The sequence below is a fragment of the Alcaligenes sp. Marseille-Q7550 genome (genome assembly GCF_965112015.1).
Window position 1 is genome coordinate 397685 of the sequence record NZ_CBCOPU010000001.1, and the last position, 25834, is coordinate 423518.

The 25834-nt window shown below is 66.7% G+C and carries 22 protein-coding genes and 3 pseudogenes; 22 read left to right on the forward strand and 3 right to left on the reverse strand.

Going from position 1 to position 25834, the window contains the following annotated elements; genetic code table 11:
- Positions 1–3: 3 nt before the first annotated feature.
- The 3 genes and pseudogenes from ACWPWO_RS01875 (at position 4) to ACWPWO_RS01885 (ending at position 3746) form a co-directional block, all read left to right on the forward strand.
- Positions 4–1914, forward strand: a complete 1911-nt coding sequence (locus tag ACWPWO_RS01875) for an iron-containing redox enzyme family protein (protein ID WP_454004001.1) — start codon at positions 4–6, stop codon at positions 1912–1914.
- Positions 1915–1917: 3 nt separating this feature from the next.
- Positions 1918–2793, forward strand: a pseudogene (locus tag ACWPWO_RS01880) (DUF6999 family protein); the annotation flags it as partial.
- Positions 2794–2954: 161 nt separating this feature from the next.
- Positions 2955–3746: a shikimate dehydrogenase family protein gene (locus ACWPWO_RS01885; protein WP_454004002.1), complete on the forward strand. Its 792-nt coding sequence runs from the start codon at positions 2955–2957 to the stop codon at positions 3744–3746.
- Positions 3747–4250: 504 nt separating this feature from the next.
- Here the strand turns inward: ACWPWO_RS01885 and ACWPWO_RS01890 are convergent.
- Positions 4251–5018 carry a FadR/GntR family transcriptional regulator gene (locus tag ACWPWO_RS01890; RefSeq protein ID WP_454004004.1) on the reverse strand — a complete coding sequence of 256 codons (768 nt, stop codon included), beginning with the start codon at positions 5016–5018 and terminating at the stop codon, positions 4251–4253.
- Positions 5019–5092: 74 nt separating this feature from the next.
- Positions 5093–5830 (reverse strand): SDR family NAD(P)-dependent oxidoreductase, encoded by a 738-nt coding sequence (locus ACWPWO_RS01895; RefSeq protein ID WP_454004006.1) that lies wholly within the window; start codon positions 5828–5830, stop codon positions 5093–5095.
- A 346-nt stretch (positions 5831–6176) separates the two neighbouring features.
- Here ACWPWO_RS01895 and ACWPWO_RS01900 point away from each other — a divergent pair, with 346 nt between their 5' ends.
- From ACWPWO_RS01900 to gabD, 11 genes and pseudogenes are all read left to right on the forward strand, one after another.
- Positions 6177–7388, forward strand: coding sequence for a branched-chain amino acid ABC transporter substrate-binding protein (locus tag ACWPWO_RS01900; RefSeq protein ID WP_454006231.1), 1212 nt, complete (start codon positions 6177–6179; stop codon positions 7386–7388).
- A gap of 132 nt (positions 7389–7520) precedes the next feature.
- Complete coding sequence (locus ACWPWO_RS01905) at positions 7521–8462, forward strand: branched-chain amino acid ABC transporter permease (RefSeq protein WP_394063573.1); 942 nt, start codon at positions 7521–7523, stop codon at positions 8460–8462.
- 4 nt (positions 8463–8466) lie between these two features.
- Complete coding sequence (locus ACWPWO_RS01910) at positions 8467–9690, forward strand: branched-chain amino acid ABC transporter permease (RefSeq protein WP_454004009.1); 1224 nt, start codon at positions 8467–8469, stop codon at positions 9688–9690.
- A gap of 5 nt (positions 9691–9695) precedes the next feature.
- Entirely contained in the window at positions 9696–10463 is a 768-nt protein-coding gene (locus ACWPWO_RS01915; RefSeq protein WP_454004011.1) for an ABC transporter ATP-binding protein, read from the forward strand.
- Positions 10460–11184 (forward strand): annotated as a pseudogene (locus ACWPWO_RS01920) (ABC transporter ATP-binding protein). Before ACWPWO_RS01915 ends, ACWPWO_RS01920 begins: the two are co-directional and overlap by 4 nt.
- Complete coding sequence (locus tag ACWPWO_RS01925; protein WP_454004013.1) at positions 11181–12005, forward strand: SDR family NAD(P)-dependent oxidoreductase; 825 nt, start codon at positions 11181–11183, stop codon at positions 12003–12005. Before ACWPWO_RS01920 ends, ACWPWO_RS01925 begins: the two are co-directional and overlap by 4 nt.
- A gap of 32 nt (positions 12006–12037) precedes the next feature.
- On the forward strand, positions 12038–14224 hold the full coding sequence (locus tag ACWPWO_RS01930) for an alpha-ketoacid dehydrogenase subunit alpha/beta (protein WP_454004015.1): 2187 nt from the start codon (positions 12038–12040) through the stop codon (positions 14222–14224).
- A gap of 2 nt (positions 14225–14226) precedes the next feature.
- Positions 14227–14709 (forward strand): VOC family protein, encoded by a 483-nt coding sequence (locus ACWPWO_RS01935; protein WP_394063585.1) that lies wholly within the window; start codon positions 14227–14229, stop codon positions 14707–14709.
- Positions 14710–14713: 4 nt separating this feature from the next.
- Complete coding sequence (locus ACWPWO_RS01940) at positions 14714–15976, forward strand: pyruvate dehydrogenase complex dihydrolipoamide acetyltransferase (protein ID WP_454004017.1); 1263 nt, start codon at positions 14714–14716, stop codon at positions 15974–15976.
- Positions 15977–15983: 7 nt separating this feature from the next.
- The gene (gene lpdA / locus ACWPWO_RS01945) at positions 15984–17393 is read left to right on the forward strand and encodes a dihydrolipoyl dehydrogenase (protein WP_454004019.1); all 1410 of its coding nucleotides are present in this window, start codon (positions 15984–15986) and stop codon (positions 17391–17393) included.
- A gap of 38 nt (positions 17394–17431) precedes the next feature.
- Positions 17432–18885: pseudogene (gabD, locus tag ACWPWO_RS01950) on the forward strand (NADP-dependent succinate-semialdehyde dehydrogenase).
- Positions 18886–18964: 79 nt separating this feature from the next.
- Here the strand turns inward: gabD and ACWPWO_RS01955 are convergent.
- Complete coding sequence (locus ACWPWO_RS01955; protein ID WP_454004021.1) at positions 18965–19189, reverse strand: IS3 family transposase; 225 nt, start codon at positions 19187–19189, stop codon at positions 18965–18967.
- Here ACWPWO_RS01955 and ACWPWO_RS01960 point away from each other — a divergent pair.
- The 8 genes from ACWPWO_RS01960 (at position 19188) to ACWPWO_RS01995 (ending at position 25783) form a co-directional block, all read left to right on the forward strand.
- Positions 19188–19751 carry a methylated-DNA--[protein]-cysteine S-methyltransferase gene (locus ACWPWO_RS01960; RefSeq protein ID WP_454004023.1) on the forward strand — a complete coding sequence of 188 codons (564 nt, stop codon included), beginning with the start codon at positions 19188–19190 and terminating at the stop codon, positions 19749–19751. The genes ACWPWO_RS01955 and ACWPWO_RS01960 overlap by 2 nt on opposite strands.
- A 127-nt stretch (positions 19752–19878) precedes the next feature.
- Entirely contained in the window at positions 19879–21369 is a 1491-nt protein-coding gene (locus ACWPWO_RS01965; RefSeq protein ID WP_454004025.1) for an aldehyde dehydrogenase family protein, read from the forward strand.
- A 63-nt stretch (positions 21370–21432) separates the two neighbouring features.
- A complete protein-coding gene (locus ACWPWO_RS01970) occupies positions 21433–22305 on the forward strand; it encodes a transporter (protein ID WP_454004027.1) in 873 nt (290 codons plus the stop codon).
- Positions 22306–22336: 31 nt separating this feature from the next.
- Complete coding sequence (locus ACWPWO_RS01975; protein ID WP_454004028.1) at positions 22337–23509, forward strand: amine dehydrogenase large subunit; 1173 nt, start codon at positions 22337–22339, stop codon at positions 23507–23509.
- 1 nt (position 23510) lies between these two features.
- Entirely contained in the window at positions 23511–24053 is a 543-nt protein-coding gene (locus tag ACWPWO_RS01980; protein WP_454004030.1) for a MauE/DoxX family redox-associated membrane protein, read from the forward strand.
- Between the two features lie 9 nt (positions 24054–24062).
- The gene (gene mauD, locus ACWPWO_RS01985) at positions 24063–24704 is read left to right on the forward strand and encodes a methylamine dehydrogenase accessory protein MauD (RefSeq protein ID WP_454004031.1); all 642 of its coding nucleotides are present in this window, start codon (positions 24063–24065) and stop codon (positions 24702–24704) included.
- Positions 24688–25215 carry a methylamine dehydrogenase light chain gene (locus ACWPWO_RS01990; RefSeq protein ID WP_454004033.1) on the forward strand — a complete coding sequence of 176 codons (528 nt, stop codon included), beginning with the start codon at positions 24688–24690 and terminating at the stop codon, positions 25213–25215. Before mauD ends, ACWPWO_RS01990 begins: the two co-directional genes overlap by 17 nt.
- A gap of 67 nt (positions 25216–25282) precedes the next feature.
- Positions 25283–25783, forward strand: a complete 501-nt coding sequence (locus tag ACWPWO_RS01995; protein WP_454004034.1) for a cytochrome C — start codon at positions 25283–25285, stop codon at positions 25781–25783.
- Positions 25784–25834: the final 51 nt, after the last annotated feature.

Here is a 25834-nt window from a genome sequence, read left to right on the forward strand (position 1 = left end):
CCCATGCCCGTGGCCTTCGAGCAGGTCGTCATCCATCAGGCGCAGTTCTTCATGCCGGGCGAACCCGTGGACAATGAGTCCATGGATCGCTTCATCGCGCCCTTGAACCGCCTGTCCGGGCGCATCAAGCAGCGCATCCTGGCGGAGAACGGGATACGCCAGCGTTACTACGCCATCGGCGAGGACGGCGCCACCCGCTGGAGCAATACCGTCATGGCCGCCAATGCGGTGCGCGCCTGCCTGCAGGAGGCGGGGCTGGCGCTGGGCGAAGTCGGCCTGCTGGCCAGCGGCTCCTCCGGCGGCGACCTGCTGATGCCCGGACTGGCCAATGCCGTGCAGGGCGAGCTGGGCGCGCCGCCCCTGGAAGTGCATTCGGTGCACGGCATCTGCGCGGCCGGCGTGACGGCGCTGCAGGCCGCGGCCCAGGGCATCGAACTGGGCGCGCACCGGCACGGCGTGGCGGTGGCCAGCGAGATGCCTTCGCGCCTGTTCCGCCGCTCGCGTTTTGCGTCGCAGGACTACCAGGCGGACTTCGATTCCCATTTCCTGCGCTGGATGCTGTCCGATGGCGCCGGCGCCGCCCTGCTGAGCCATCAGGACGAAGTCCTGCCCACGGCGCAGCCGGGCCTGCGCCTGCGGCTGCGCTGGATACACCAGAAGTCCTTCTCGGGCGACTATCCCGTCTGCATGCAGCTGGGAGCAGGGCGCGAATCCTCCCGCAGCCACCTGGACTACGACTCCTGGGCCGAGGCCGAACAGGCCGGCGCCCTGGCGCTGCGCCAGGACATACGCCTGCTGCCGCACCTGTTCGACATCGGCATCCACGAGTACGTGAAGCTGGTGCGCGACGGCTGGGTGGACCCGGCCCGCATCAGCCATTTCCTGTGCCATTACTCCTCCGAGAAATTCATGCCCGTGGTGGCCGATCTGCTGGAGCAGGCCGGCCTGGCCATCCCGGCCGAGCGCTGGTACAGCAATCTGCGCTGGCGCGGCAATACGGGCGCGGCTTCCATCCTGATCATGCTGGCCGAGTTCCTGCGCGACCGAACCCTGAAGCCCGGCGAGCAGATCCTGTGCTACATCCCCGAATCGGGCCGCTTCATGACGGCCTACATGCTGCTGGAAGTGGAGGCCTGCGACGCGCCGGCCCCGGCCCTGTCCCATCCCGCGGCCCAGGCGCGGGCGGCGACGCCCGAGGCCCAGGTGGACATCGCTCCGCCTCATGATCCGGACGATGCGCCGGAGGGACTGCGCGAGCTGCTGACGCGCCTGGCGCCCATCTGGCACGACTACCGCTCGCGCGTCTGGCGCACGCCCTTGCTGCGCAGCCTGCATGACGGCACCATCGGCATGGAAGATTACCGCAAGTGGATGGCCGACTGGATTCCCCAGGTGCGCGAGGGCGCCAAGTGGATGCGCGAGGCCTGCGATTCCCTGTCTCCCGTCTATGCGCCCCTGGCCGAGCTGATCCGCCTGCACGCAGGGGAGGAGCAGGACGACTTCCAGATCCTGTTCGAGGACTACCGCCAGGCCGGCGGCGACAGGACGGACATCGCGCAACTGGCGCGCAACCCCGGCGGCGAGGCCCTGAACGCCTATCTGCATGCCCTGGCCGCCAGCCGCGATCCGATCGGCCTGCTGGGCGCCATCTACATCATCGAAGGCACGGGCCAGCGCATCGTGCCGGCCCTGCTGCCGCTGCTCAAGTCCTCGCTGGATCTGGAGCCTTCCATGTACCGCTTCCTGCACTATCACGGCCAGAACGACGAGCATCACCTGGCGCGCTGGCTGATGGCCGTGGAGCTGGCCCTGGATTGCGACGACACCGGCCGCGCCGAGCAGGTCATCGTCGAGACCGCGCGCCGCACCGCCGCCCTGTACCTGATGCAGTTCCAATACGTGAAAGAGTCGTGAGCCATGGACCGACGCCCTGAATTCCTGAGCAAGCCCCACGATCCCCAGGACCCCAGCCCCTGGCTGGCCCTGTACCTGGACCGCAGCACGCCGCTGCCCGACGATGTGAAGCAGGCCTGGCTGGCCGACTCCAGCTCGTCCTCGCGCCAGTACCTGCTGCCATTCCTGCGGCCGCTGGCGCGGCTGATGAGCATCCTGATCCAGGTGGTCATGACCTTCCTGCGGCGCAGCTGGTCGGATTCGGGCGGTCTGCACCGCATCCTGGTGTGGGGCCTGAAGCGTTTCGTCTCGCCCGAGGCGAACTGGCTGATCCTGCGCCATTTCCACCTGGGCTCCCAGGTGCTGGCCTTCATCGCGGCCAATTCGCCCGCGCCGGTCCCGACCACGCCGCTGACGCCCATGAACCTGGACGAGCTGCGCGACCATGCCTTCGTCAAGCACGACCTGAACCTGTTCAATTTCGTGATCCGCCTGAACGAGACCTTGCGGGCGCAGGGCAAGGAGATAGGGCCGCCCGCCAGGGTGGACTTCTCCATGATCGGGCCCGTGCCGCTGGCGCTGGCCGACATGCCGCAGGGCCGGCTGAACAAGATGGACCTGCAAAGCGCCATCGAGCTGTTCACGCCGCTGTACCAGTTGCTGCTGACCGACAACGATTTCTGGCGCGCCGCCAACTCCCTGCAACTGGACGAGACCATAGGCATCTACGCCGCCCGCATCCTGCAGGCGCCCGAGCACCTGATCCTGGTGAACAACGGCCACCCTCTGGTACCCATGTCCACTCTGCGGGCCGGCTACCGCCTGGTGCTGCACGGCCTGTCCACGGAAATGCTGCACAGCCTGCTGAGCCGCATGAAACAGGAGCAGGAGCGCGCGGAACAAGGCGGGTGCTGTGCAGGAGGCCGGTTCTTCACCGCAGCCCCAGGCGTGAATCCATCTGCGCGAGGCCTGAATCCGCCCCGCAACTTGTTTTTGACTTGTCTGACATGTGGCGTGGTACAGTCGTTTTCTATCTTGTTTTCGTTTAGTTTTACAAGCCGATGACGACAATTACCGGTTCCACCCGCCTTTTCGGCATCATTGCCGATCCCGTCTCCCAGGTTCGCACGCCCGAAGTCCTGAACGCCTATTTCGCCGAGCACGGCATCGACGCCGTCATGGTGCCCATGCACGTGGGACCCGAGGGGCTGCCCGCCGTCATGCAGGCTTTTCGCCAGATGAAGAACCTGGGCGGCATCATCGTCACGGTACCGCACAAGATCGACGTGGCCGCGCTATGCGACACGCTGGGCCCGGCCGGCGAGGCGATTGGTTCCGTCAACACCATACGCCGCCTGCCCGACGGCACGTTGGAAGGGGATATGTTCGACGGAGCTGGCTTTGTCAGCGGCTTGATCGCGCAGGGCAACGATCCGCGCGGACGCCGCGTCCTGCTGCTGGGCGCGGGCGGCGCGGCCGGCGCCATCGCCTTCGCCCTGGCGCAAGCCGGCGTGGCCCGTCTGGCCGTGGCCAACCGCACGGCCTCCAAGGCCCAGGACGTGCTGGACCGCGTGCAGCCCTCTTTCCCGGACGTGGATTTCGCCCTGGGGACGGCCGACGCGACCGGCTATGACATCATCGTCAATGCGACTTCCCTGGGCATGAAAGAGGGCGACGCCCTGCCGCTGGAGGCCGCCACCCTGCAGCCGGGGCAACTGGTGGCCGAGATCATCATGAAGCCCGAGATGACGGCCCTGCTGCACGCCGCCCACGCCGCCGGCTGCCGCATCCACCTTGGCAAGCACATGCTCGATGAGCAAGTGCGGCATATGGTGGCGTATTTCGGGTATTGAATAAAAAAGGCTCTGCGCGGATTTGCGGGGATTCCCCCGTATTTGGCAAGCCGTTTGGGCCAAGCGGGGAAAAGTTCGGGTTCTCGTGAGGCAGGCCGCAGTATTTGGCCCAAACGGCGGAGTCTTGTTCGAGCAGCACGCCCCTTGCCTCCCGCCCCCGCATCCCGCTTTCTGTTTGGTGAATGATGCCTGTGGCCGGGTCGATGTCATCGGCATTTTGAGCCGTTCAAGGCGCGGGAAGAGCGGACGGAGCGGGTCAGATGGCTTGCCGCAGGCGGGGCGCGGGGACGGGGTGCAAGCGTCGTTCTGTTCGACGGCGGCGCTTGTTGCTCGCCTGGGGGGCGAGCAACCCGCCGGAGTTAACGACGCGCCCGGCCGCGCGCCCCGACCAGGGCACCGGCGCGCAGCGCCGGCAAGCCGTCAGCCCCGTCAGATCTTCCTGCACCTTGAACGGTGTCTGCAAAAACCAATTTCGTTATCGACCTGGCAAATTGCCCCCTGGAATTACGCGAAAAAATCAAAAAAAACCGCCTGGCGGCGGCTTTCCCATCGGAGCGGTCGGGCGCAGTTCTCGATGTAGGTGTTCAGCCGCTTGGCCGCATTGCGCAGATGGCGCTCGGCGGCGTCGGCGGCGGCCGCCGGGTCGCGGCTCTCGATGGCCTGCACGATGGCCTGATGCTCGGCCTGCACGTCCTTGATCAGGTTGTGGTGATACTGGGCTGTATTGCTGCGCGCCTGGCGGATCAGGCGGCGCACGTGCTGCTCCAGGTACTCGTTCAGGGTGACGAAGTGCGGATTGTGGGTGGCGTCCACGATGGCCTGGTGAAAGGCGAAGTCCTCCTCGTCGCCCAACTGGTCGCAGGCGATGGCGTACTCCATGCCGATCAGGGCCTGGCGGATCTTCTTCAGGTCCTCGGGCGTGTGCCGCTCGGCGGCGTGCCGGGCGGCGGCCGCCTCGATGGCCACCAGCAGCTCGATGACGTGGCCCAGGTTCTTGGTGTCGCTCAGCGCGGACGGGTCCAGGCTGAAGGTGCGGCGGGTGCCGCGCGCATTGACGAAGACCCCGCGCCCCTGGTGCGAGCGCACCAGGCCTTCGGACTTCAGTTGCGACAAGGCTTCCCGCACGACCGAGCGGCTGACCGCGAAGCGCTCGCAGAGCTGGGCTTCGCTGGGCAGCTTGTCGTCGGCCTGCAGACGGCCCGCGTCGATCTCGGCCTTGAGCCAGTCGACGATGGGGGTGGACAAGGCGGCGTTTAGTTTGCGTCCTGCCATAAGAGGTGTTGTCTTCCTACAGGGTTATTGTCGTGAACATGCCGCCCCGCGGGGCGGCATGCGCGCAGCGTATCTTAAACAATATACAGGCCGCCGTTGACGTGGATCGTCTCGGCGTTGACGAAGGAGGCCAGGTCCGAGCACAGGAACACGATGGCGCCGGCCACCTCCTCGGCGGTGCCGAAACGGCGCAGGGGCGTGGCATCGAGCAGGGCCCGGCCCTTGGCGCGCAGCAGGTCGGCCGTCATGGGCGTCTCGATGATGCCGGGGGCCACGATGTTGACGCGTGTGCGCGGCGCCAGCTCCAGGGCCAGGCTCTTGCTGAAGCTGGAGACTGCGCCCTTGGATGCGGAATAGTGGGCGTGCGAATGGCTGCCCTTGTGGCCGGCCACCGAGGCCAGGTTGACGATGGAGCTGCGCTCGCGCAAGTAAGGGATCACGGCCTGGCAGATGAAGAACGTGCCATCCAGGTTGATCTGCATGAGGCGGCGCCACTGTTCGGCGCTCATGTCCTTGACCAGCACTTCGGGATAGATGCCGGCCGAGTGCACCAGATGGTCGATGCCGCCGTGCTGCTGCGCCGCTTCCTGAGCGGTGCGCAGGCAGTCTTCCTGACGGCTGACGCCGGTGACGTGCACGCTGGCCGCCGCGCCCAGGGCGCGGATTTCGGCGGCCAGGGAGTCCAGCGCTTCGCGATTGATGTCGCTGAGCGCGATCGCCGCGCCGGCCCCCGCCATCTGCAGGGCCACGGCCCGGCCTATGCCGCCGGCCGCGCCGGTAATCAATACAGTCTGTCCCTTGAAACTGATCATCTCTACTCCGTGTTAGGGTTTCTACCTATATAGACAAGCTATTGATTTTCCACGGGATTCGACCCCCGAAGCGGTGTTTGCCGGATTTCGCCGGGCGCTTCGTTGACACTGATTTTTTGCGTAGTGTAGAATTTTTCACTTGTCAGATAAGTTGGCAAATCTTATCAGACAAGTTATCTATAAAAAAGAGTTTACCTACGCAGAATCTGGCTTTCATGTCCTATACAACAGACCTTGTGCCAGGCCTGTTCCCGGTGCGGAACGACCGTCGGTGAACCTGCTTCCCGGTAAATTCCTTACCCCTTTTGGAGATGAGAGCGTGAAATTGACAAAATTGGCGCTGGCCATGACGGTGACCGGCCTGATGGCTTTCGGCACGGCAAGCGCCGAGCCCCTGAACGCGGCTCTGGCGGAAACCCTCTCGGGTCCCCAGGCTTCCACGGGTCTGCTGTACCGCACGGCGGTGAAATACCAGCTCGACTACATCAACCAGGCCGGCGGCTGGAATGGCGAAGCCATCCAGGTCATGGAGTACGACAACCAGGGCGGTCCCGCAGGCGCCTCCGACAAGGTCAAGGCGGCGATCGCCGACGGCGCGCGCATCATCATCCAGGGCTCGTCCTCGGCCGTGTCCGGACAGATCACCGAAGACGTGCGCAAATACAATCTGCGCAATCCCGGCAAGGAAGTGCTGTACCTGAACATGGGCGGCGAAGCGCTGGAACTGACGGCCGAGAAGTGCCACTTCTACCATTTCCGCTTCACCACCAACGCTCCGATCCGCGTCAAGGCGCTGGTCGCGGCCATGAAAGAAGTGAACGAGCTGGGCACCAAGGTCTATTCCATGAACCAGAACTATTCCTGGGGCGCGGACAGGCAGAAGGCCATCGAGCAGAACGCGGCCGCCGGCGGCTACACCGTGGTCGAAAAGACCCTGCACGACGTGAACCGCATCCAGGACTTCTCGCCCTACGCCAGCCGCATCAAGGCCAGCGGCGCCGAGACCGTCATCACCGGCAACTGGTCCAACGACTTGCTGCTGCTGATGAAAGCCACCCGCGATGCGGGCCTGAAGCTGCGTTTCGGCACGGTGTTCCTGGACCAGCCCGGCAACATCGCCAATGCCGGCGACCTGGCTCTGGGCCACTACATCGCCCACGCCTACAACATCGACACCAACGACAAGACCCTGGCCTTTGCCGAGGACTACAAGGCCAAGACCGGCCACTATCCGACCTATGTGGAACCCCAGACGGTGTTCGGCATGCAGATGGTGGGCGAGGCCCTGAAGAACACGCCCGCCAAGGACGGCAAGCTGAACGTGACCGATCTGGCCCTGAACCTGGAGAAAGTCACCATCGATTCGCCCATGGGCCCGACCTCGATCCGCGCCGAAGACCACCAGGTCATGCTGCCCATCGTGGTCTCCAAGGTCTCGCGCGAAGCCAAGCATGCCGTGGACGGCACCGACATGGGCTTTGAAGTCGTGAAGTTCCTGAGCGGTCCCGACGCCGTCAATCCGGTGGAAACCACCTGCAAGATGAAGCGCCCGGCCTGACCGGCGCCCGGGCCGGCCCGCCCAGGGCCGGCCTTGTTCTCCCCTTAAGCCTTAGACGCCCCGCCCGCGCGCCTTGCGCCACGCCGGCAAGGGCGGTGCATGCCAGCGTTCTGGCCACAGAAAGGTATTCGTATGGAATTTTTTATCGTGTCGCTTTTGAACGGCAGCATCTACGGTTTGCTGCTGTTCATGGTTTCGGCGGGACTGACCCTGATTTTCGGCATGATGGGCGTGCTCAATTTCGCCCACACATCCTTCTACATGATAGGCGCCTACCTGGCCTACACGCTGCAGAAAAGCGTGGGCTTCTGGCCCGCCATCATCATCTCCCCCATCCTGGTCGGGCTGATCGGCGCGTTCGTGGAGCGCTACATGCTGCGCCGCGTGCACCGCTACGGCCATGGTCACCAGTTGCTGCTGACCTTCGGCATCTCCTTCATTGCCACGGAAGCCATCAAGCTGTTCTACGGCAATTATCCCGTGGACTACCGCGTGCCCGCGGAGCTGAACTTCTCGGCCTTTTCCATCTTCGGCACCGATTATCCCTTCTACCGCCTGCTGATCGGCGGCGTCTCGCTGCTGATGTTCGGCCTGGTCTATCTGCTGCTGACCAAGACGCGCGTGGGCATCGTGGTGCGCTCGGCCATCTACAAGCCGCGCATGGTCGAGGCCCTGGGCCATAACGTGCCCATGGTGTTCATGGGCGTGTTCGGCGTGGGCGCGGGCCTGGCCGGCCTGGCCGGCGCCGTGGCCGGCGCCTTCTACACCACCAATCCCAACATGGCCCTGGAGCTGGGCGTGCTGGTGTTCGTGGTCGTGGTGGTGGGCGGCCTGGGCTCGCTGGGCGGTGCCATGCTGTCTTCGTTGATCATCGGCCTGGTCTCGTCCTTCTCGGTGGGCATCGACTGGAGCCTGGCGGACCTGCTGGGCCTGTTCGGCGCCGGCGACTGGGCCCGGGAAGCGGGCGGCCTGCTGACGCTGAAGGTCTCGTCCCTGTCCGCGACCATTCCGTTCCTGCTGATGTTGCTGGTCTTGTTAGTGCGTCCATCGGGCCTGATGGGCAACCGGGAGTAGTGCCTTGAAACGTTCTCTGCTTATCCTGCTCGTTCTGGCGCTCGCCCTGTTCGCCGCGCCGTATTACCTGAGCGCCTCGCTGCTGAATGCGGCCATCCAGATGCTGATCGCCGTGCTGTTCGCCACGGCCTTCAATGTGCTGGCCGGCCAGGGCGGCATGCTGTCCTTCGGCCATTCCGCCTACTTCGCCATCGGCACCTTCGCCACCATCCACGCCATGAATGCGGTGGACGGCGGGGGCCTGATGCCCACGCCCCTGCTGCCGCTGATCGGCGCCGTGGGCGGCTGCCTGCTGGGCCTGGTGGCCGGCTGGTTCTCCACCCAGCGCAGCGGCGTGTATTTTTCCATGATCACCCTGGCCCTGGCCGAGCTGCTGCATGCCCTGGCCCCGCACCTGAAAGACGTGTTCGGCGGGGAAGGCGGCGTGTCCGCCATGCGCATGCCGGCCTGGGGCTTTGATTTCGGCGATTCCATCCAGGTGTACTACATGACCCTGGCGTGGGTGCTGCTGGCCGTGGCCCTGCTGTTCTACTTCACCCGCACGCCGCTGGGCCGCCTGTGCAACGGCCTGCGCGAGAACACCAACCGCCTGCGCTTCCTGGGCTACAACGTGCACACGCTGCGCGTGCTGGTGTTCACCGTATCCGCGACCTTCACCGGCCTGGCCGGCGGCCTGCAGGCGCTGAACAACGAAGCGGCCAACTACGTGCTGTTCGACATGACGCTGTCCACCCAGGCCGTGCTCAATTCCTACATCGGCGGCATAGGCAGCTTCTTCGGCCCCGCCATGGGCGCGGCCGTGATGAGCTTCTTCGGCTACGCCGTGTCCGACATGACCCGCTCCTGGCTGCTGTACCAGGGGATCATCTTCGTGCTGGTCATGATGTTCCTGCCGGCCGGCCTGTTCAGCATCGTTCAGTGGTGGCACCGCGGGCGCGAGCGCCATTCCATGGCCACGCGCTTCGCTTTCCTGCTGGGCTGGCTGGCGGGCATCCTGGTCGCGGGCGCCGGCGTGGTGTTCGGCGTGGCGCTCCTGGCACGCCTCCTGGGCCCGGACTACCCGGCCCGCCTGGGCGCCGGCGGCGCCTGCCCCGCCGTGGCCGTGTTCCGCCAGGACTGGCTGCCCGGCGCCGCCGCGACCTGGCTGCTGCCCGTGGCGCTGATCCTGATCGGCACCGCCATCACGGTCGGCCTGACCCGCAAATGGCACGCCATCAACGAGGAGTGATCGCCATGACCCAATCCGCACAACGCATCGCGCTGACCCTGACCGATGTCAACAAGCACTTCGGCGAGGCGCACATCATCCGCGGCGTCAACCTGCAGCTCATCGAGGGCGAACGCCATGCCATCATCGGGCCCAACGGCGCGGGCAAGTCCACGCTGTTCCACCTGATCTCGGGCTATTTCCATCCCACCACGGGCCGGATCCTGCTGGGCGACAAGCCCATCCACGACATGGAGCCGCGCCTGATCAACCGCCAGGGACTGGCGCGTTCCTTCCAGATCACCAATGTGTTTCCCGGACTGAGCGTGTTCGAGAACCTGCGCCTGGGCGTGATGCGCCGCCACGGCCTGGACTACAACTTCTGGCGCCGCGTCTCCAGGATGCGCGCGGTCAACCAGGAGGCCGAGCAGTTGCTCGAGCGCGTGCGCCTGACGGCGCACCGCGACACCCTGTCGGGCGAACTGAGCTATTCCGAACAGCGTTCGCTGGAGATCGGCATCGCCCTGGCCTCCGAGCCCAAGGTGCTGCTGCTGGACGAGCCCATGGCCGGCATGTCGCGCGAAGAGACCGACTACACCACGCAACTGATCAAGGAGCTGAGCCAGGGGCGTTCGCTGATGATCGTGGAGCACGACATGGACGTGGTCTTCTCCCTGAGCGACCGCATCAGCGTGCTGGTCTACGGCCAGATCATCGCCACGGGCACGCCCGAGGAAATCCGCAACAACAAGCTGGTCCAGGAAGCCTACCTGGGCACGGAGGTACAGGCATGACATCGACGCCTTCCCAACCTTTGCTGTCGGTCCAGGGCCTGCACGCCCACTACGGCAAGAGCCACATCCTGCACGGCGTGAGTTTCGATGTGGGCGAGCGCGAAGTGGTCAGCCTGCTGGGCCGCAACGCACTGGCCGCTCGACCACCCTCAAGGCCATCATGGGCATGCTCAAGCCCAGCGCGGGCAGCGTCACGCTGGCCGGCAAGGAGCTGGCCGGCAAGTCCGCCTACCAGATCGCGCGCGCCGGCGTGGCCTTCGTGCCCGAGGAGCGCGATGTCTTCGGCAACCTGAGCGTGGAAGAGAACCTGGTCATGGGCATGCAGCCGGCGCGCAGCGACGCGCCCAGTTGGACCATGGAGCAGATGTTCGACTTCTTCCCGCGCCTGAAGGAGCGCCGCAACACCCAGGCCGGCAATCTGTCCGGCGGCGAGCAGCAGATGCTGACCATGTGCCGCTCCCTGCTGGGCAATCCCCGCCTGATCCTGATCGACGAGCCTACAGAAGGGCTGGCGCCCAAGATCGTGACCGTCGTGGGCGAAGCCATCGAAGAGATACACCGGCGCGGGGTGTCGGTGATCCTGGTCGAGCAGAAGCTGACCATCGCCATGAAGATTTCGACCGGCGTATGCGTGCTGGGCCACGGCAACGTGGTGTTCCAGGGCACGCCGGACGCCTTGCTGGACAACCCCCGACTACTGAAAGACTGGTTAGCTGTATGAGCACGAGCATGTCGTTGGACACCCTGGCGCGCCTGGCGCAGGGCAAAACATTCCTGGACCTGAAGGACAAGGTCGTCCTGATCACGGGCGCGGGCAGCGGGATAGGCCTGGCCACCGCGCTGTCCTTCGCGGCCAACGGCGCGCAGGTGGCGCTGCTGGACATCAACGCCGCCAACCTGGAGGCCGCGCGTGGCCAGATCCTGGAGGTCGCGCCGCAGGCCAAGGCCAGCACCTGGCTGGCCGGGGTCAACGACGAAGCCGCCGTCCAGGCGGCCATCGACGGCATCGTGGGCCGGCACGGCCAACTGGACGTGCTGATCAACAATGCCGGCATCTCCATGAACATGCCCACGCTGGAGCTGTCCGGCGAGAACTGGCGCAAGGCCATGGACATCAACGTCAACGGCGTCTTCTACTGCGCGCAGGCCGCCGGCCGGCGCATGCTGGAGCAGGGCTCGGGCACGATCCTGAACCTGTCGTCCATGTACGGCGTGGTGGCCGCGCCCAACCGCGCCGCCTACTGCACCAGCAAGGCCGCCGTGGCCATGCTGACCAAGGTGCTGGCCATCGAATGGGCCGCCTCGGGCCTGCGCGTCAACGCCATCGCCCCGGGCTACATCAAGACCGCGCTGGTGGAGGAGCTGTGCAAGGCGGGCCGCATGGACCTGGAGGCGCTCAGCAAGCGCACGCCCATGGGCCGCATCGGCGAGCCGCAGGAGATCGCCGCCCTGGCGCTCTTCCTGGCCTCCGACCAGTCCTCCTTCATCAATGGCCAGGTCATCGTGGCCGACGGAGGCTGGTCCTCCTACAGCTACATCTGAGCCGCACGAACACCCTACCCAAGAGAATACTCATGCCAGAAATTACTTCTTTGCAATCCGGCGCGCAGTGGGTCGAATTCCGCGTGACCGACGAGGACTGGAAAAAAGCCGATCCGGCCCTGCTGGGCACGTTGCTGACGCACGTGCACATGATCCGCGCCTTCGAGGAGACCGTGGTGGAACTGGCCATGGAAGGCCTGGTGCACGGCCCCGCGCACTCCAGCATCGGCCAGGAAGGCGGGGCGGCCGGCTCGCTGGTGCAACTGAAGACCGCCGACCAGATCAACGGCTCGCACCGCGGCCACCATCAGTTCCTGAGCAAGGCGCTGGCCCATCTGCAGCCCGCCGGCTTTGATCCCAAGGCCGAGCTGAGCCCCGCCGTGGACGCGCTGCTGCAGCGCACGCTGGCCGAGATCCTGGGCCTGGCCCAGGGCTTTTGCAAGGGCCGCGGCGGCTCCATGCACCTGCGCTGGGACGAAGCGGGCGTGCTGGGCACCAACGCCATCGTGGGCGGCGGCATTCCGCTGGCCGCCGGCGCCGCCTGGGCGCACAAGCATGCCGGCACCGATGCCGTGGCCGTGACCTACTTCGGCGACGGCGCCGTGAACATCGGCTCCGCGCTGGAGACCATGAACCTGGCAGCCGCCTGGAAGCTGCCGCTGTGCTTCTTCATCGAGAACAATCGCTACGCCGTGTCCACCAATGTGGAAGAGTCCACCGCCGAGCCGCGCCTGTCGGCCCGCGGCCAGGCCTTCAACATCCCCAGCTGGAAAGTGGACGGCATGAATCCGCTGGCCGTGCACCTGGCCATGGAGCAGGCGGTCGAGCACATGCGCGCCGGCAAGGGCCCCACCATCGTGGAAGCGGACCTGTACCGCTTCTACCATCAGAACGGCGGCTTCCCCGGCAGCGCCTTCGGCTACCGCAGCAAGGAAGAAGAGCAGCAGTGGCGCGAGCGCGACCCGCTGGACCTGATGGGCCGCAAGATGCAGGAGCTGGGCCTGATCAGCGCCGACGAGGTTGCGCAACTGCGCGCCCGCATCCAGGCTTGCCTGAAGCAGGCCGTGGCCGCCCTGGTCGAGGCCGATCCGGCCGGCAAGAAGAACAAGCGCCGCATCCGCCCCGAACTGTGGCCCGAGCCCGGTTTCCGCGACGTGGGCCTGCGCGGCGACCTGAGCGAACTGGAAGGCGTGCGCACCGAAGAACAGGCCACCTTTTCCGGCCAGTTGCAGGAACGCAAGTTCATCGACGTGGTGGCCGATGTCATGGGCCGCCGCATGGAGACCGACCCCGGAGTGGTGGTGATGGGCGAGGACGTGCATCGCCTGAAAGGCGGCACCAACGGCGCCACGCGCGGCCTGGCCGAGCGTTTCCCGGACCGCATCCTGGGCACGCCCATCAGCGAGAACGCCTTCGCCGGCCTGGGCGGCGGCCTGGCCATGGACGGCCGCTACCGTCCCGTGGTCGAGTTCATGTACCCCGACTTCATGTGGGTGGCGGCCGACCAGGTGTTCAACCAGATCGGCAAGGCCCGCCACATGTTCGGCGGCGACATGGCCGTGCCCCTGGTGCTGCGCAGCAAGGTGGCCATGGGCAGCGGCTACGGTTCGCAGCACTCCATGGACCCGGCCGGCATCTACGCCACCAGCCCCGGCTGGCGCATCGTGGCCCCGTCCACGCCTTTCGACTACGTGGGCCTGATGAACGCCGCCCTGAAGCTGAACGACCCCGTGCTGGTCATCGAACACGTGGACCTGTACGCCTCCTCGGGCCTGGCTCCCGTGGACGACCTGGACTACTGCCTGCCCTTCGGCAAGGCGGCCGTGCGCCGCGAAGGCCAGGCCGTGACGGTGCTGACCTACCTGTCCATGGTCCAGCACACGCTGGAGGCCGTGGAGCAGACCGGCGTGGACGCCGAAGTCATCGACCTGCGCTGGCTGGACCGCGCCAGCCTGGACTGGGACACCATCGGCCAAAGCATCCGCAAGACCAACAATGTGCTGATCGTCGAGCAGGGTTCGGTGGGCACGTCCTACGGCGGCTGGCTGGCCGACGAGATCCAGCGCCGCTTCTTCGACTGGCTGGACCAGCCCATCCAGCGAGTGACCGGCGGCGAAGCCTCCCCCAGCATCTCCAAGGTGCTCGAGCGCGCCGCCTGCGCTCGCACGGAAGAAGTCGTGGAAGGCCTGGAGCGCGTGATGCGCGAACAAGGACTGTGATCATGAACATGAAGATGGTTTCCCCCCTGGAAGTGGGCATCAGCTGCCGCGACCTGCCGGCCCTGCGCCGCTTCTACGAAGACGTGCTGGACTTCCAGTTCGTCAGCGAATTCGTGGTGCCGGCCGACAAGGCCCGCGCCGCCGCCATGTCGGCCGCCGGCTACACCGTGGTCCGCCTGCAGACGTCCTACGGCGAGCGCATCAAGCTGATCCAGGCCGTGGAGGCGGGCGAGCTGCCCGCGCCCACCGAATGGATCCTGGATCGGCCCACCTCGTCCTACCTGACCTTCATCGTCGCGGACATCGACGCCGCCATCGCCCGCCTGCAGGCGGCCGGCGCCTCGTTCATGACGGGGCCCGGACGCATCGAGGTGCGACCCGGCGTGTACCTGGCCTTCTGCCGCGACCCCGAAGGCAATGTGCTGGAGCTGGTGGAATACGCCGACATCCGCGAATACCGAAACGACCTGGACAAGAGGAACTGAAGTCATGGCCACTGTATTGACAATGCCCGGCGTGGCGACGGGCGACGACGGCGCCCTCATCGTGGCCTGGAGCAAGCAGGAAGGCGAGGCCGTCGCCGTGGGCGACGTGCTGCTGGAGATCGAAACCGAAAAAGCCATCGTCGAAATGAATGCGGAAAGCGCCGGCGTGCTGGCCCGCATCCTGGTGCCCGCCGGCCGGACGGCCGAGGTGGGCGCGCCCATCGGCGTGCTGCTGGCCCAGGGCGAAGGCGATGCCCAATTGCAGGCCGCCCTGGCCGGCGTGGATGCGGAAGCGGCCGCGGGCGAGGCCGCTCCTGCCGCGGCGCCTGCCGCTGAAGCGGCTCCCGCGGCGGCGTCCGCTCCCGTTGCGGCGGTTCAGGCCGGCGGGCGCATCTTCGCCAGCCCCCTGGCGCGCCGCCTGGCCCGCGAGGCCAATCTGGATCTGGCCGCGCTGAGCGGCAGCGGTCCGCGCGGCCGCATCATCAAGCGCGACGTGCTGCAGGCGCAGAGCGCCGCCCGTCCCGTGGCAGCGCCAGCTCCCGTTGCGGCGCCTGCCGCCGCTCCTGCCGCGGCCGCCCCGGCTGCCGGCAATTACACCGACGTGCCGCACAGCGCCATGCGCCGCACCATTGCGCGCCGCCTGACCGAGAGCAAGTCCAGCGTGCCGCATTTCTACCTGCGCGCCGACTGCCGCATGGACGCGCTGCTGGCGCTGCGCGCCCAGGTCAACGCCGCCGCGCCGCGCAAGGTGTCGGTGAACGATTTCATCATCAAGGCCGTGGCCGCCGCGCTGCGCGAAATGCCCGAGATGAACGTGAGCTGGACCGATGAGGCCCTGCGCCAGTACAAGGACGTGGACATTTCCGTAGCCGTGTCCACCGACACCGGCCTGCTGACCCCCGTGGTCAAGGGCGCGGACCGCGCATCCATTTCCGACATCAGCCGCAGCGTGGCCGGCCTGGCCGAGCGCGCCCGCGCCGGCAAGCTGCAGCCCGCCGAGCATCAGGGGGGCAGCTTCACCATCAGCAATCTGGGCATGTTCGGCGTGGACGAGTTCGCCGCCATCATCAATCCGCCCCAGGCCGCCATCCTGGCCGTGGGCGCAGCCAGCCAGCGCGTGATTGTCGAGGACGGCCAGATGGCCATCGCCCAGATGATGACCGTGACCCTGTCCGTGGACCACCGCGCCATCGACGGCGCCCTGGCGGCCCGCTGGCTGGGCGTGTTCAAGCGCATCGTCGAAAACCCCTTGTCCGCGCTGATCTGAGACTGCCATGGCTGAACAGAATTTCAATGTAGTGGTGGTGGGCGGCGGCCCCGGCGGCTATGTGGCCGCCATCCGCGCCGCCCAGCTGGGCCTGCGCACCGCCGTGGTGGAAAAAGCCCATATGGGCGGCATCTGCCTGAACTGGGGCTGCATCCCCACCAAGGCCCTGCTGCGCTCGGCCGACGTGCTGCGCCTGATGACGCAGTCCAGCGGCTTCGGCATACAGGCGCAAGGCGTCAGCGTGGACCTGCAGGCCGTCGTGGCGCGGTCGCGCTCGGTGTCCGCGCAGCTGCAGCGCGGCGTGAGCCACCTGATGAAGAAGAACGGCGTGACCGTGCTCAACGGTCACGGCCGGCTGGGCGGCCGCCAGGCGGGCCGGAACCGCCTGAGCGTGCGCACCGAGTCCGGCGAGCAGACCGTGCTGGCGCGCCACGTGATCCTGGCCACGGGCGCGCGCGCCCGCAGCCTGCCCGATTCTCCCGCGGACGGGCAGGCGGTCTGGAGCTATCGCGAAGCGCTGGTCCCCAAGGCCGTGCCCACGCGCCTGGCCGTGATCGGCGCCGGCGTCATCGGCATCGAATTCGCGAGCTTTTATCGCGCCATGGGCGCGCAGGTGCGCGTCATCGAGATGGGCGATCGCATCCTGGCGGCCGAGGACGAGGAAGTGTCCGCCCACGTGGCCGCGTCCCTGAAGAAGGACGGCATCGAGCTGCACACCGGCACGCGCATCGTCGCCAGCGGCAGGCAAGCCGACGGCAGCTGGAAGCTGGATTTGCAGGGTCCCGGCGCGGCGCAGAGCGTGCAGGCCGACGTGGTGCTGGTGGCCGCTGGCATCGTGGGCAATGTGGAAGAGCTGGGCCTGGAGGGCACGGCCGTCAAGGTGGATCGCAGCCACATCGTGACCGATGCCTTCTGCGCGACCGGCGAGCCCGGCGTGTACGCCATCGGCGACGTGGCCGGCGCGCCCTGGCTGGCGCACAAGGCTTCGCACGAAGCCGTGATCTGCGTGGAACACATCGCCGGGCTGAATCCCGCGCCGCTGAACGCCGACGCCATCCCGGCCTGCACCTACAGCCATCCGCAGGTGGCGCACGTGGGCCTGACCGAAACACAGGCCAAGGCCGGCGGGCGCGCCGTGCGCGTGGGCCGTTTTCCCTTCATGGCCAACGGCAAGGCGCTGGCCATGGGTTCGACCGAGGGCTTCGTCAAGGTGATCTTCGACGAGCAGAGCGGCGAGCTGCTGGGCGCGCACATGGTGGGCGACGAAGTGACCGAGATGATCCAGGGCTACGCCATCGCCATGGGCCTGGAGACCACGGAAGAGGACCTGATGCACACGGTCTTCGCCCATCCGACCCAGTCCGAAGCCATGCACGAAGCCGTGCTGGCCGCCTACGGCCGGGCGCTACACATTTAATGTCATCCCGCCGGCCGGGCCGGCACAAGGAAAGCGAAATGCTGCAACTGAAACGAATGGAATTGCTGCGCCAGCAGGCGTACATCAATGGCCAATGGGTGGATGCCGACTCGGGCCAGAGCATCGCGGTGAGCAATCCGGCCACGGGCGAGCAGATCGGCACCATTCCCAGGATGGGCGCTGAGGAAACCCGGCGCGCCATCGAGGCCGCCAACCAGGCCTGGGCCGGCTGGCGCGCCCTGACGGCCAAGGCCCGCGCCGTCATCCTGCGCCGCTGGTTCGACCTGGTCATGGCGAACCAGGAGGACCTGGCACGCATCATGACGGCCGAGCAGGGCAAGCCCCTGGCCGAGTCCATGGGCGAGATCGCCTACGGCGCCTCCTACCTGGAGTGGTACGGCGAGGAAGCCAAGCGCGCCTACGGCGACACCATTCCCGGACCGGCGGGCGATCGCCGCATCGTGGTCACCAAGGAGCCGGTGGGCGTGTGCGCGGCCATCACCCCCTGGAACTTCCCCTCGTCCATGATCACCCGCAAGGTGGGCGCGGCCCTGGCGGCCGGCTGCACCATCGTGGTCAAGCCCGCCACCCAGACGCCGTACTCCGCCTTCGCCCTGGCCGCCCTGGCCGAAGAGGCCGGCGTGCCCGCGGGCGTGTTCTCGGTCATCACCGGCTCGGCCTCGGCCATCGGCGGCGAGATGACCAGCAATCCGCTGGTGCGCAAGGTCAGCTTCACCGGCTCGACCGAGATCGGCCGCCTGCTGATGCAGCAGAGCGCCGCGCAGATCAAGAAGATCTCGCTGGAGCTGGGCGGCAATGCGCCTTTCATCGTGTTCGAGGACGCGGACCTGGACGCCGCCGTGGAGGGCGCGCTGGCCAGCAAGTTCCGCAACATGGGCCAGACCTGCGTCTGCGCCAACCGCCTGTACGTGCATGACAAGGTGTATGACGCATTCGCCGAAAAACTGGTGGCGGCCGTGTCGCGCCTGAAGGTGGGCAACGGCATGGATGAAGGTGTGCTGCAAGGCCCGCTGGTCGAGCAGGCCGCCGTGGACAAGGTGCGCGAGCATATAGCTGACGCCGTCTCCAAGGGTGCGCGCGTGTTGCTGGGCGGCCAGTCCCATGAGCTGGGCGGCCTGTTCTTCCAGCCCACCGTGGTGGCCGACGTCACCCCGGACATGCAGGTCGCCAAGGAAGAGACCTTCGGCCCGCTGGCGCCGCTGTTCCGCTTCAGCACGGAAGAAGAGGTCATCACCATGGCCAACGACACCAGTTCGGCCTGGCCTCCTACTTCTACAGCCGCGACATCGGCCGCGTCTGGCGCGTGGCCGAGGCCCTGGAATACGGCATGGTCGCCATCAATTCCGGCCTGCTGTCCAACGAGGCCGCGCCTTTCGGCGGCGTGAAGCAATCCGGCCTGGGCCGCGAAGGCTCGCATTACGGCCTGGACGACTACATGGTCGTCAAATACATGCTGATGGGCGGTATCTGAGCTTTATCGCAGTACTGCAGCTAGACCTTGGCCCGCGCGTTGAATCGACCCAAAAAGTCGGGTGGGTTAAAAAGCCGGGTTAAGTTGAGAAAGCCTGGGCCCGGTGCAGCACCGGGCCCAGGCTTTCTAGTTTGACCTTGATGCGCTCGTGATTGTAGTAGTGGATGTATTGTCGAATGCCGGCCTGTACTGGCATTCCCCGGGCACCGCGGCCGCATTCGGGAGATTGCCTGGTGTCTTGCTGTGTCCCTTGTCGTGGGCGCGGTATCATCAACTGTATTTCCCTACACAAGAGAATCGCCATGTTTGCCTACGCCGGACTGCGCACGGCCCGTTTCGAGACGCCGCTGGGCGCCATGCGCCTGGTGGCGGACCCGCAAGGCGCCTTGCTGCGCCTGGACTTCGAAGAGGACGCCGTCCACGGGCTGGCGCCGTCGCAATTGGCCGGCCTGGTGGACGATCCCTCCCTGGCCGGGCCGGTGCGGGCGCAACTGGACGACTACTTCGAAGGCCGCCGCCAGGATTTCGACCTGCCCCTCAGTTTGCAGGGCACCGAATTCCAGCGGCAGGTCTGGCAGGCCTTGCGGACCATTCCCTACGGCCAGACCTGGACCTATGGCCAGATGGCCGAGCACCTGGGCCGTCCCAAGGCGATGCGCGCGGTGGGGCAGGCCTGCGGCCTGAACCCCATTTGCGTGGTCGTGCCCTGCCATCGCGTGCAGGGGGCGGACGGCGGCCTGACCGGTTTCAGCTCCGGCCTGCATCGCAAGGCCACCCTGCTGCATTTCGAGCGGCGCGTGCGCGCCTGCGGGCAGGGCCGCATCCATGACAGCCTGCCCAGCCAGCTGGAGCTGGATCTGCTCTAGCGCAAGCCGTCTCGCACTCCGTACCCAAATCGACAAGTCGCCGTGCACAGAATCGCAAGTTCGGCGGCTTTCTCCTTCCTATACTGGCCCCATCCAGAATCACAACCATTGCGTGTGGAGACAGAACATGGGCCAGGACGAGAGACCCGAGCGGACCGCGATTCGCGAACACATGATCATCGACGGCCAGGCCGTCAGCCACTCCCAGGGCGAGCGCATTCCGGTGTACGACCCCGCCACCGCGCAGCTCATTGCGCACCAGCCCGAAGCCGGGGCCCAGGGCGTGGACCGCGCCGTGCGCGCCGCCCGCCAGGCGCTGGAGCAGGGCGAGTGGGCGCGGATGCTGCCCGCCCAGCGCGAGCGCCTGTTGCTGCGCCTGGCCGACCTGGTCGAGCAGCACGGCGACGAGCTGGCTCGCCTGGAAACCCTCAACAACGGCAAGCTGCTGTTCTTGTCCTACGGCCTGGAAGTGGCCGCCAGCGCCCAGTGGCTGCGCTACATGGCCGGCTGGGCCACCAAGATCAGCGGCGAGCTGCTCTCGCCCTCCATCGCTTTTCCGCCCGGCGTGCGCTATCACGCCTACACGCGCCCCGAGCCGGTGGGCGTGGTGGGCGCCATCGTGCCCTGGAACTTCCCCCTGCTGATGGCGGTGTGGAAGATCGCGCCGGCCATGGCGGCCGGCTGCACCGTGGTGCTCAAGCCCGCCGAGGAAACGCCGCTGACGGCCATACGCCTGGCCGAGCTGGCGCTGGACGCCGGCTTTCCGCCCGGCGTCATCAACGTGATCACCGGCCGGGGCGAGAGCACCGGCGCCGCTCTGGTGGCGCATCCCGGCGTGGACAAGGTGTCCTTCACCGGCTCCACCGAAGTGGGCAAGCTGATCGGCCACCAGGCCGTGGACGGCATGAAGCGCATGTCGCTGGAGCTGGGCGGCAAGTCGCCGGTCGTCGTCATGGACGACTGCGACGTGGATGCGGCCATCCAGGGCGCCGCCAATGCCATCTTCTTCAACCAGGGCCAGGTCTGCACGGCGGGCTCGCGCCTGTATGTGCAGAAGGGCATCTATGACCGCGTGGTGCAGGGCGTGGCCGACCTGGCCGCGTCCATGAAGCTGGGTTCGGGCTTTGACGAATCCACCCAGATCGCGCCCCTGATCTCCGCCCGCCACCAGCAGCGCGTGCAGTCCTACATCGAGCTGGGCCGCCAGCAGGGCGGCCGCATGCTGGCCGGCGAGGGCGCGCGTCCCGAGCAGGGCTATTTCGTGCGGCCCACCGTGTTCGCCGACGTGGCGCCGGATGCGCGCATCATGCGCGAGGAAATCTTCGGGCCCGTGGTGGTGGCGACGTCCTTCGAGACCGAGGCGCAGGCGCTGGCCCTGGCCAATGACACGGACTACGGCCTGGGCGCGAGCGTCTGGAGCCAGGATGTGGCCCGCGTGCAGCGGCTGGTCTCGGGCATCAAGGCCGGCACGGTCTGGGTCAACACCCACAACATGCTGGACCCCGGCATGCCTTTCGGCGGCTACAAGCAGTCGGGCCTGGGCCGCGAGCACGGCCGGGCCGCCGTGGAGGCCTACCTGGAGACCAAGTCGGTCTGCATGGCCTATCCGGCCGCTTAACGAGGGATACGGGCGCGGGCACTATAACGATACCGCCCGCGCCTTTCATGAGGAGACAGGAAAATGCACGCAACATTTCGGCGCGCAGGCGCCGCGCTCGCCTTGTGCGGGTTGTGCGCCGGGACGGCCGTCGCGGGCGACCCCAGCGTCAGGGACTGGATCCCGGCCCCGGTGGGGACCAACCTGCTGGCGGTCTACATGGCCGGCATGAAGTCGCATGGCTTTTATGAAAGAGGCTCGCGCCTGGACGACAGCCCCAAGCTGGGCGTGCAGGGCCTGATCTATCGCCAGATGCACTTTCGCGAGCTGGCCGGCAAGACGGTGCAGTACGAGCTGATCGTGCCTGGCTTTCGCACGACGATGGACATCCCGGGCGAGCCGCGCGATCGCCTGACCGGCATCGGCGACGTGACGGCGGGAGCGGCCGTTTTGCTGCACAACGATCCCGAGAACCGCTTCTGGTTCGCCTGGGAGCCTTTCGTCACGCTTCCCACCGGCCGATACCACGGTTCGCGCGCGGACATCTCGGCGGGCAAGAACCGCTGGAGCACCATCCAGGACTTCGCCATTGTGAAAGGATTCGGCGAATCTTCGTTCCTGGAAGGCGTGGCGGAATTCGAGTTCTTCGGCAAGAACGACAATTACTACGGCCAGACCCTGAAGAAGGACCCGGCCATCCGCCTGATGGCCCTGGCCTCGACCAATCTGACCGAGACCACCTACGTGGGCCTGCGCTACCGCTATGAGACCGGCGGGCGCGAGCGGATAGCCGGCGAGACCGTGGTCAGCCGGGCGCGCAACCACCAGCTGGCGGCGGAGATCACTCATCAGCTGACCGATGCGCATCAGGTGCAGCTGCAGTACATCCATGATCTGAAAGTCGAGAACGGCCCGCGCATGCGCGGCCTGCAGTTCCGTTATGTCTACGCGTTCTGAATGCGTGGCCGCGAATGAGGAGAGACGTCAAATGAAGTCCATGTTCAGAAAAACAGCCGCCGCGACCCTGGTCGGCCTGCTGGCCCTGGCAGGCGGGGCGCAGGCGCAGGACAAGCCGCGCGAAGTGCTGACCGGCGGCCACAGCGTGGCGGCGCCCAGGGAAAACCGCATCTATGTGATGGATTCGGTGTTCAACCACCTGACCGAAAGCCGCGTGCACGTCTACGACGTCACCAACGGCAAGTTCCTGGGGCTGGTGCCCACGTCCTTCAACGGCCACGTGCAGCTGTCCAACGACGGCAGGAAGATCTACACCATGACGACCTATCACGAGCGGGTCACGCGCGGCAAGCGCACCGACGTGGTGGAAGTCTGGGACGCCGACAAGCTGACCTTCGACAAGGAGATCATCGTTCCCCCGAAGCGCGTGCAGGGCCTGAACTACGACGGCATGTTCCGCCAGACCACGGACGGACGCTTCATCGTGCTGCAGAACGCCTCGCCCGCCACCTCGATCGGGGTGGTGGACGTGGCCAAGGGCGACTACGTACAGGACATCACCGCCGCCGCCGGCTGCTGGAGCGTGATCCCCCAGCCCAACCGCCCGCGCAGCTTCATGACCATCTGCGGGGACGGCGCCTTGCTGACCATCAATCTGGGCGAGGACGGCAAGGTGGCCAGCCAGTCGCGCAGCAAGCCCATGTTCTCGACCAAGGACGATCCGATCTTCATCGCGCCCGCCTTGCAGAAGGACAAGGTCAGCTTCGTGTCTTTCTACGGCAATGTCTACACGGCGGACTTCAGCGGCGAGGAACTGAAACTCGAGGAGCCCTGGTCGCTGCTGACCGACGAGGACCGGGCCAAGGGCTGGGTGCCCGGCGGCTACAACCTGACCGGCATGCACCAGGCCAGCGGCCGCCTGTACGTGCTGATGCACCCGGACGGCAAGGAAGGCACGCACAAATTCCCGGCCGCCGAGATCTGGGTCATGGACACCAGGACCCACAAGCGCGTGGCGCGCATCCCGGGCCGCGACGCCCTGTCCATGAGCATAGACCAGAAGGCGAACCGGCTGTTGACCCTGGACGGCGGCAACGTCCATGTCTACGACATCAGCCAGCCCGAGCCCAAGCACCTGCGCACCATCGAGAACGCCGCCGAGGCATCCCTGCAGGTCCAGCCGCATCCATCGGGAGGGGCCTGACATGGATCCGGTCCTGATCTATGCCAGCGTCGCCTGCCTGGCGGTGCTGATGGGGCTGGGGGCGTTGGACAAGCTGCGCCACTTCGGCCTGTTCGAGGCGGCGGTGGGCGGCTATCGCCTGTTGCCCGAAACGCTGCTGCGGCCGTTTTCCGTGGCTTTCGTGGCCGGCGAGGCTCTGGCGGCGCCTCTGCTGCTGTGGCCGGCCAGCCGCCAGGCCGGCGCGGCGCTGGCGCTGGCGGTTCTGGCCGTGGCCAGCGCCGGCATCGTGCTGAACCTGCTGCGCGGCCGGCGCGACGTGGATTGCGGCTGCTCGGGCCTGGGCGAATCGTCGGCCGGCCTGTCCTGGTGGCTGGTGGGGCGCAACGCGTTGCTGGTCCTGCTGGCGCTGGCCGGCGGCGGCTGGGCGGGCCAGAGTTCGCGCGAGCTGGCCTGGGTGGACGGCCTGACCTTTTTCGGCGCGACGCTGGCGCTGCTGGGCCTGTACCACGCGGCCAACCAGGTGATCGAGTCGCATCTCAAATTCCAGAATATGCAGAAGTCCTAGGAGACAAACATGACAGCTTTGATGATTTCCAATGTCATTCTGTGGGTGGTCGTGCTGGCGCTGGTGCTGGTCGTGCTCGCCCTGTCGCGCCAGATCGGCGTGCTGTACGAACGCGTGGCCCCCATGGGCGCGCTGACCATGGACAAGGGACCCCAGGTGGGCGATGCCGCGCCGGTGCTGGAGTTGCAGGACCTGCGCGGGCGCCCCGTGTCGGTGGGCGTGGCGCGGCCCCGCAGCCAGCTGATCTTCTTCATGTCGCCCACCTGCCCGGTGTGCAAGAAGCTGCTGCCCATCCTGAAGTCCATCCAGGGCTCGGAAGGTCAATGGGTGGACATCGTGCTGGCCAGCGACGGCGAGATGCCCGAGCACCTGGCCTTCTACCAGAAGGCCCAGCTGGACGCCTTCCCCTACGTGTTGTCCACGCAGTTGGGCATGGGCTTCCAGATCAGCAAGCTGCCCTATGCCGTGCTGATCGACGAGGCCGGCGTGGTGCGGGCCAAGGGGCTGGTCAATTCGCGTGAACAGCTCGAGAGCCTGTTCAACGCCAAGGAGCTGGGCGTGGCCTCGGCCCAGGAATACCTGGCTGCGGGCGCCGGCATGAAGGAAGTGCAGGTATCACGTAAGGAGAACGTCAATGCGTTGGCTGGATAAATTCGGGGAGGCCTTCTCCCGTTCGGTGGCCCACAAGGCGTCGCGCCGCAGCATGCTGCGCACCGTGGGCAAGATGATGGTGGGCTCGGCGTTCGTGCTGCCCGTGCTGCCGGTGGCCCGCGCCGCCGGCGGCGGGCACCCCAGCCTGGACCTGGATTCGGTCAGCGAGGAGGAGCTGAATTCCTGCGATTACTGGCGGCATTGCGCGGTGGACGGCTTTCTGTGTTCCTGCTGCGGCGGCACCACGACCACCTGCCCGCCCGGCTCCACGCCTTCGCCCATTTCGTGGATCGGCACCTGCCACAATCCGCATGACGGCAAGGACTACCTGATCAGCTACCACGATTGCTGCGGCAAGACGGCCTGCGGCCGGTGCCAGTGCAATACCCAGACGCGCGAGCGGCCGGGCTACGAGTTCTTCCTGCACAATGACGTCAACTGGTGCATGGCCAACGAGAACAGCACGTTCCACTGCACCACGTCGGTGCTGGTGGGGCTGGCCAAGAACTGACAGGCCCGCGGGCCGGATAGGGGCCGGGCCGCCTTGCGGGGCGCCCGGCGACAAGGAGGCATTGACTGTGTTCACACGTTTGCGCCTGGCCTGCTGGGGCGCCTTGCTGCTGGCGCTGGCGCCGCTCGCCGGCGCCCAGGAGGAAATGACGGGGACGGGCGACTACCTGCAAAGCTCCCAGGCCTTCAAGGACTACATGCTGCAGTGCGCGGGCTGCCATCGCTACGACGGCCGCGGCCTGTCGCATCGCGGCATTCCGGATTTCAACCAGTCCATCGGGTTGTTCACGCGCCTGCCCGCCGGGCGGCAATACATGATACGGGTGCCGGGCGCGGCCCAGTCGCAGTTGGACAATGCGGAGCTGGCCCGGGTGCTGAACTGGATCGTGGCCAAGTACAGCCCCGAGGACATCACCCCGGACTACAAGCCCTTCACGTCCGCGGAGGTCGGGGCCTCGCGCCGCCTGCGCTTTGACGACGTCCTGCAGGCGCGCACCGCCTTGACCCGGCAATTGCAGGAGATGGGGCTGGAGCCCGCGCCGTACACCTACGGCTCCATGGAACGCTGAGGGGGCCGGGTTAACGACCGTAGACGCTTGTATTTTTTAAAGTTATAAAAA

Excerpts from the sequence above, each read along its gene's own strand:
- ACWPWO_RS01875 (WP_454004001.1), top strand. The coding sequence starts at position 4 with ATGCCCGTGGCCTTCGAGCAGGTCGTCATCCATCAGGCGCAGTTCTTC.
- ACWPWO_RS01885 (WP_454004002.1), top strand. The coding sequence starts at position 2,955 with ATGACGACAATTACCGGTTCCACCCGCCTTTTCGGCATCATTGCCGAT.
- ACWPWO_RS01890 (WP_454004004.1), bottom strand. The coding sequence starts at position 5,018 with ATGGCAGGACGCAAACTAAACGCCGCCTTGTCCACCCCCATCGTCGAC.
- ACWPWO_RS01895 (WP_454004006.1), bottom strand. The coding sequence starts at position 5,830 with ATGATCAGTTTCAAGGGACAGACTGTATTGATTACCGGCGCGGCCGGC.
- ACWPWO_RS01900 (WP_454006231.1), top strand. The coding sequence starts at position 6,177 with ATGACGGTGACCGGCCTGATGGCTTTCGGCACGGCAAGCGCCGAGCCC.
- ACWPWO_RS01905 (WP_394063573.1), top strand. The coding sequence starts at position 7,521 with ATGGAATTTTTTATCGTGTCGCTTTTGAACGGCAGCATCTACGGTTTG.
- ACWPWO_RS01915 (WP_454004011.1), top strand. The coding sequence starts at position 9,696 with ATGACCCAATCCGCACAACGCATCGCGCTGACCCTGACCGATGTCAAC.
- ACWPWO_RS01925 (WP_454004013.1), top strand. The coding sequence starts at position 11,181 with ATGAGCACGAGCATGTCGTTGGACACCCTGGCGCGCCTGGCGCAGGGC.
- ACWPWO_RS01930 (WP_454004015.1), top strand. The coding sequence starts at position 12,038 with ATGCCAGAAATTACTTCTTTGCAATCCGGCGCGCAGTGGGTCGAATTC.
- ACWPWO_RS01935 (WP_394063585.1), top strand. The coding sequence starts at position 14,227 with ATGAACATGAAGATGGTTTCCCCCCTGGAAGTGGGCATCAGCTGCCGC.
- ACWPWO_RS01940 (WP_454004017.1), top strand. The coding sequence starts at position 14,714 with ATGGCCACTGTATTGACAATGCCCGGCGTGGCGACGGGCGACGACGGC.
- lpdA (WP_454004019.1), top strand. The coding sequence starts at position 15,984 with ATGGCTGAACAGAATTTCAATGTAGTGGTGGTGGGCGGCGGCCCCGGC.
- ACWPWO_RS01960 (WP_454004023.1), top strand. The coding sequence starts at position 19,188 with ATGTTTGCCTACGCCGGACTGCGCACGGCCCGTTTCGAGACGCCGCTG.
- ACWPWO_RS01955 (WP_454004021.1), bottom strand. The coding sequence starts at position 19,189 with ATGGCGATTCTCTTGTGTAGGGAAATACAGTTGATGATACCGCGCCCA.
- ACWPWO_RS01965 (WP_454004025.1), top strand. The coding sequence starts at position 19,879 with ATGGGCCAGGACGAGAGACCCGAGCGGACCGCGATTCGCGAACACATG.
- ACWPWO_RS01970 (WP_454004027.1), top strand. The coding sequence starts at position 21,433 with ATGCACGCAACATTTCGGCGCGCAGGCGCCGCGCTCGCCTTGTGCGGG.
- ACWPWO_RS01975 (WP_454004028.1), top strand. The coding sequence starts at position 22,337 with ATGAAGTCCATGTTCAGAAAAACAGCCGCCGCGACCCTGGTCGGCCTG.
- ACWPWO_RS01980 (WP_454004030.1), top strand. The coding sequence starts at position 23,511 with ATGGATCCGGTCCTGATCTATGCCAGCGTCGCCTGCCTGGCGGTGCTG.
- mauD (WP_454004031.1), top strand. The coding sequence starts at position 24,063 with ATGACAGCTTTGATGATTTCCAATGTCATTCTGTGGGTGGTCGTGCTG.
- ACWPWO_RS01990 (WP_454004033.1), top strand. The coding sequence starts at position 24,688 with ATGCGTTGGCTGGATAAATTCGGGGAGGCCTTCTCCCGTTCGGTGGCC.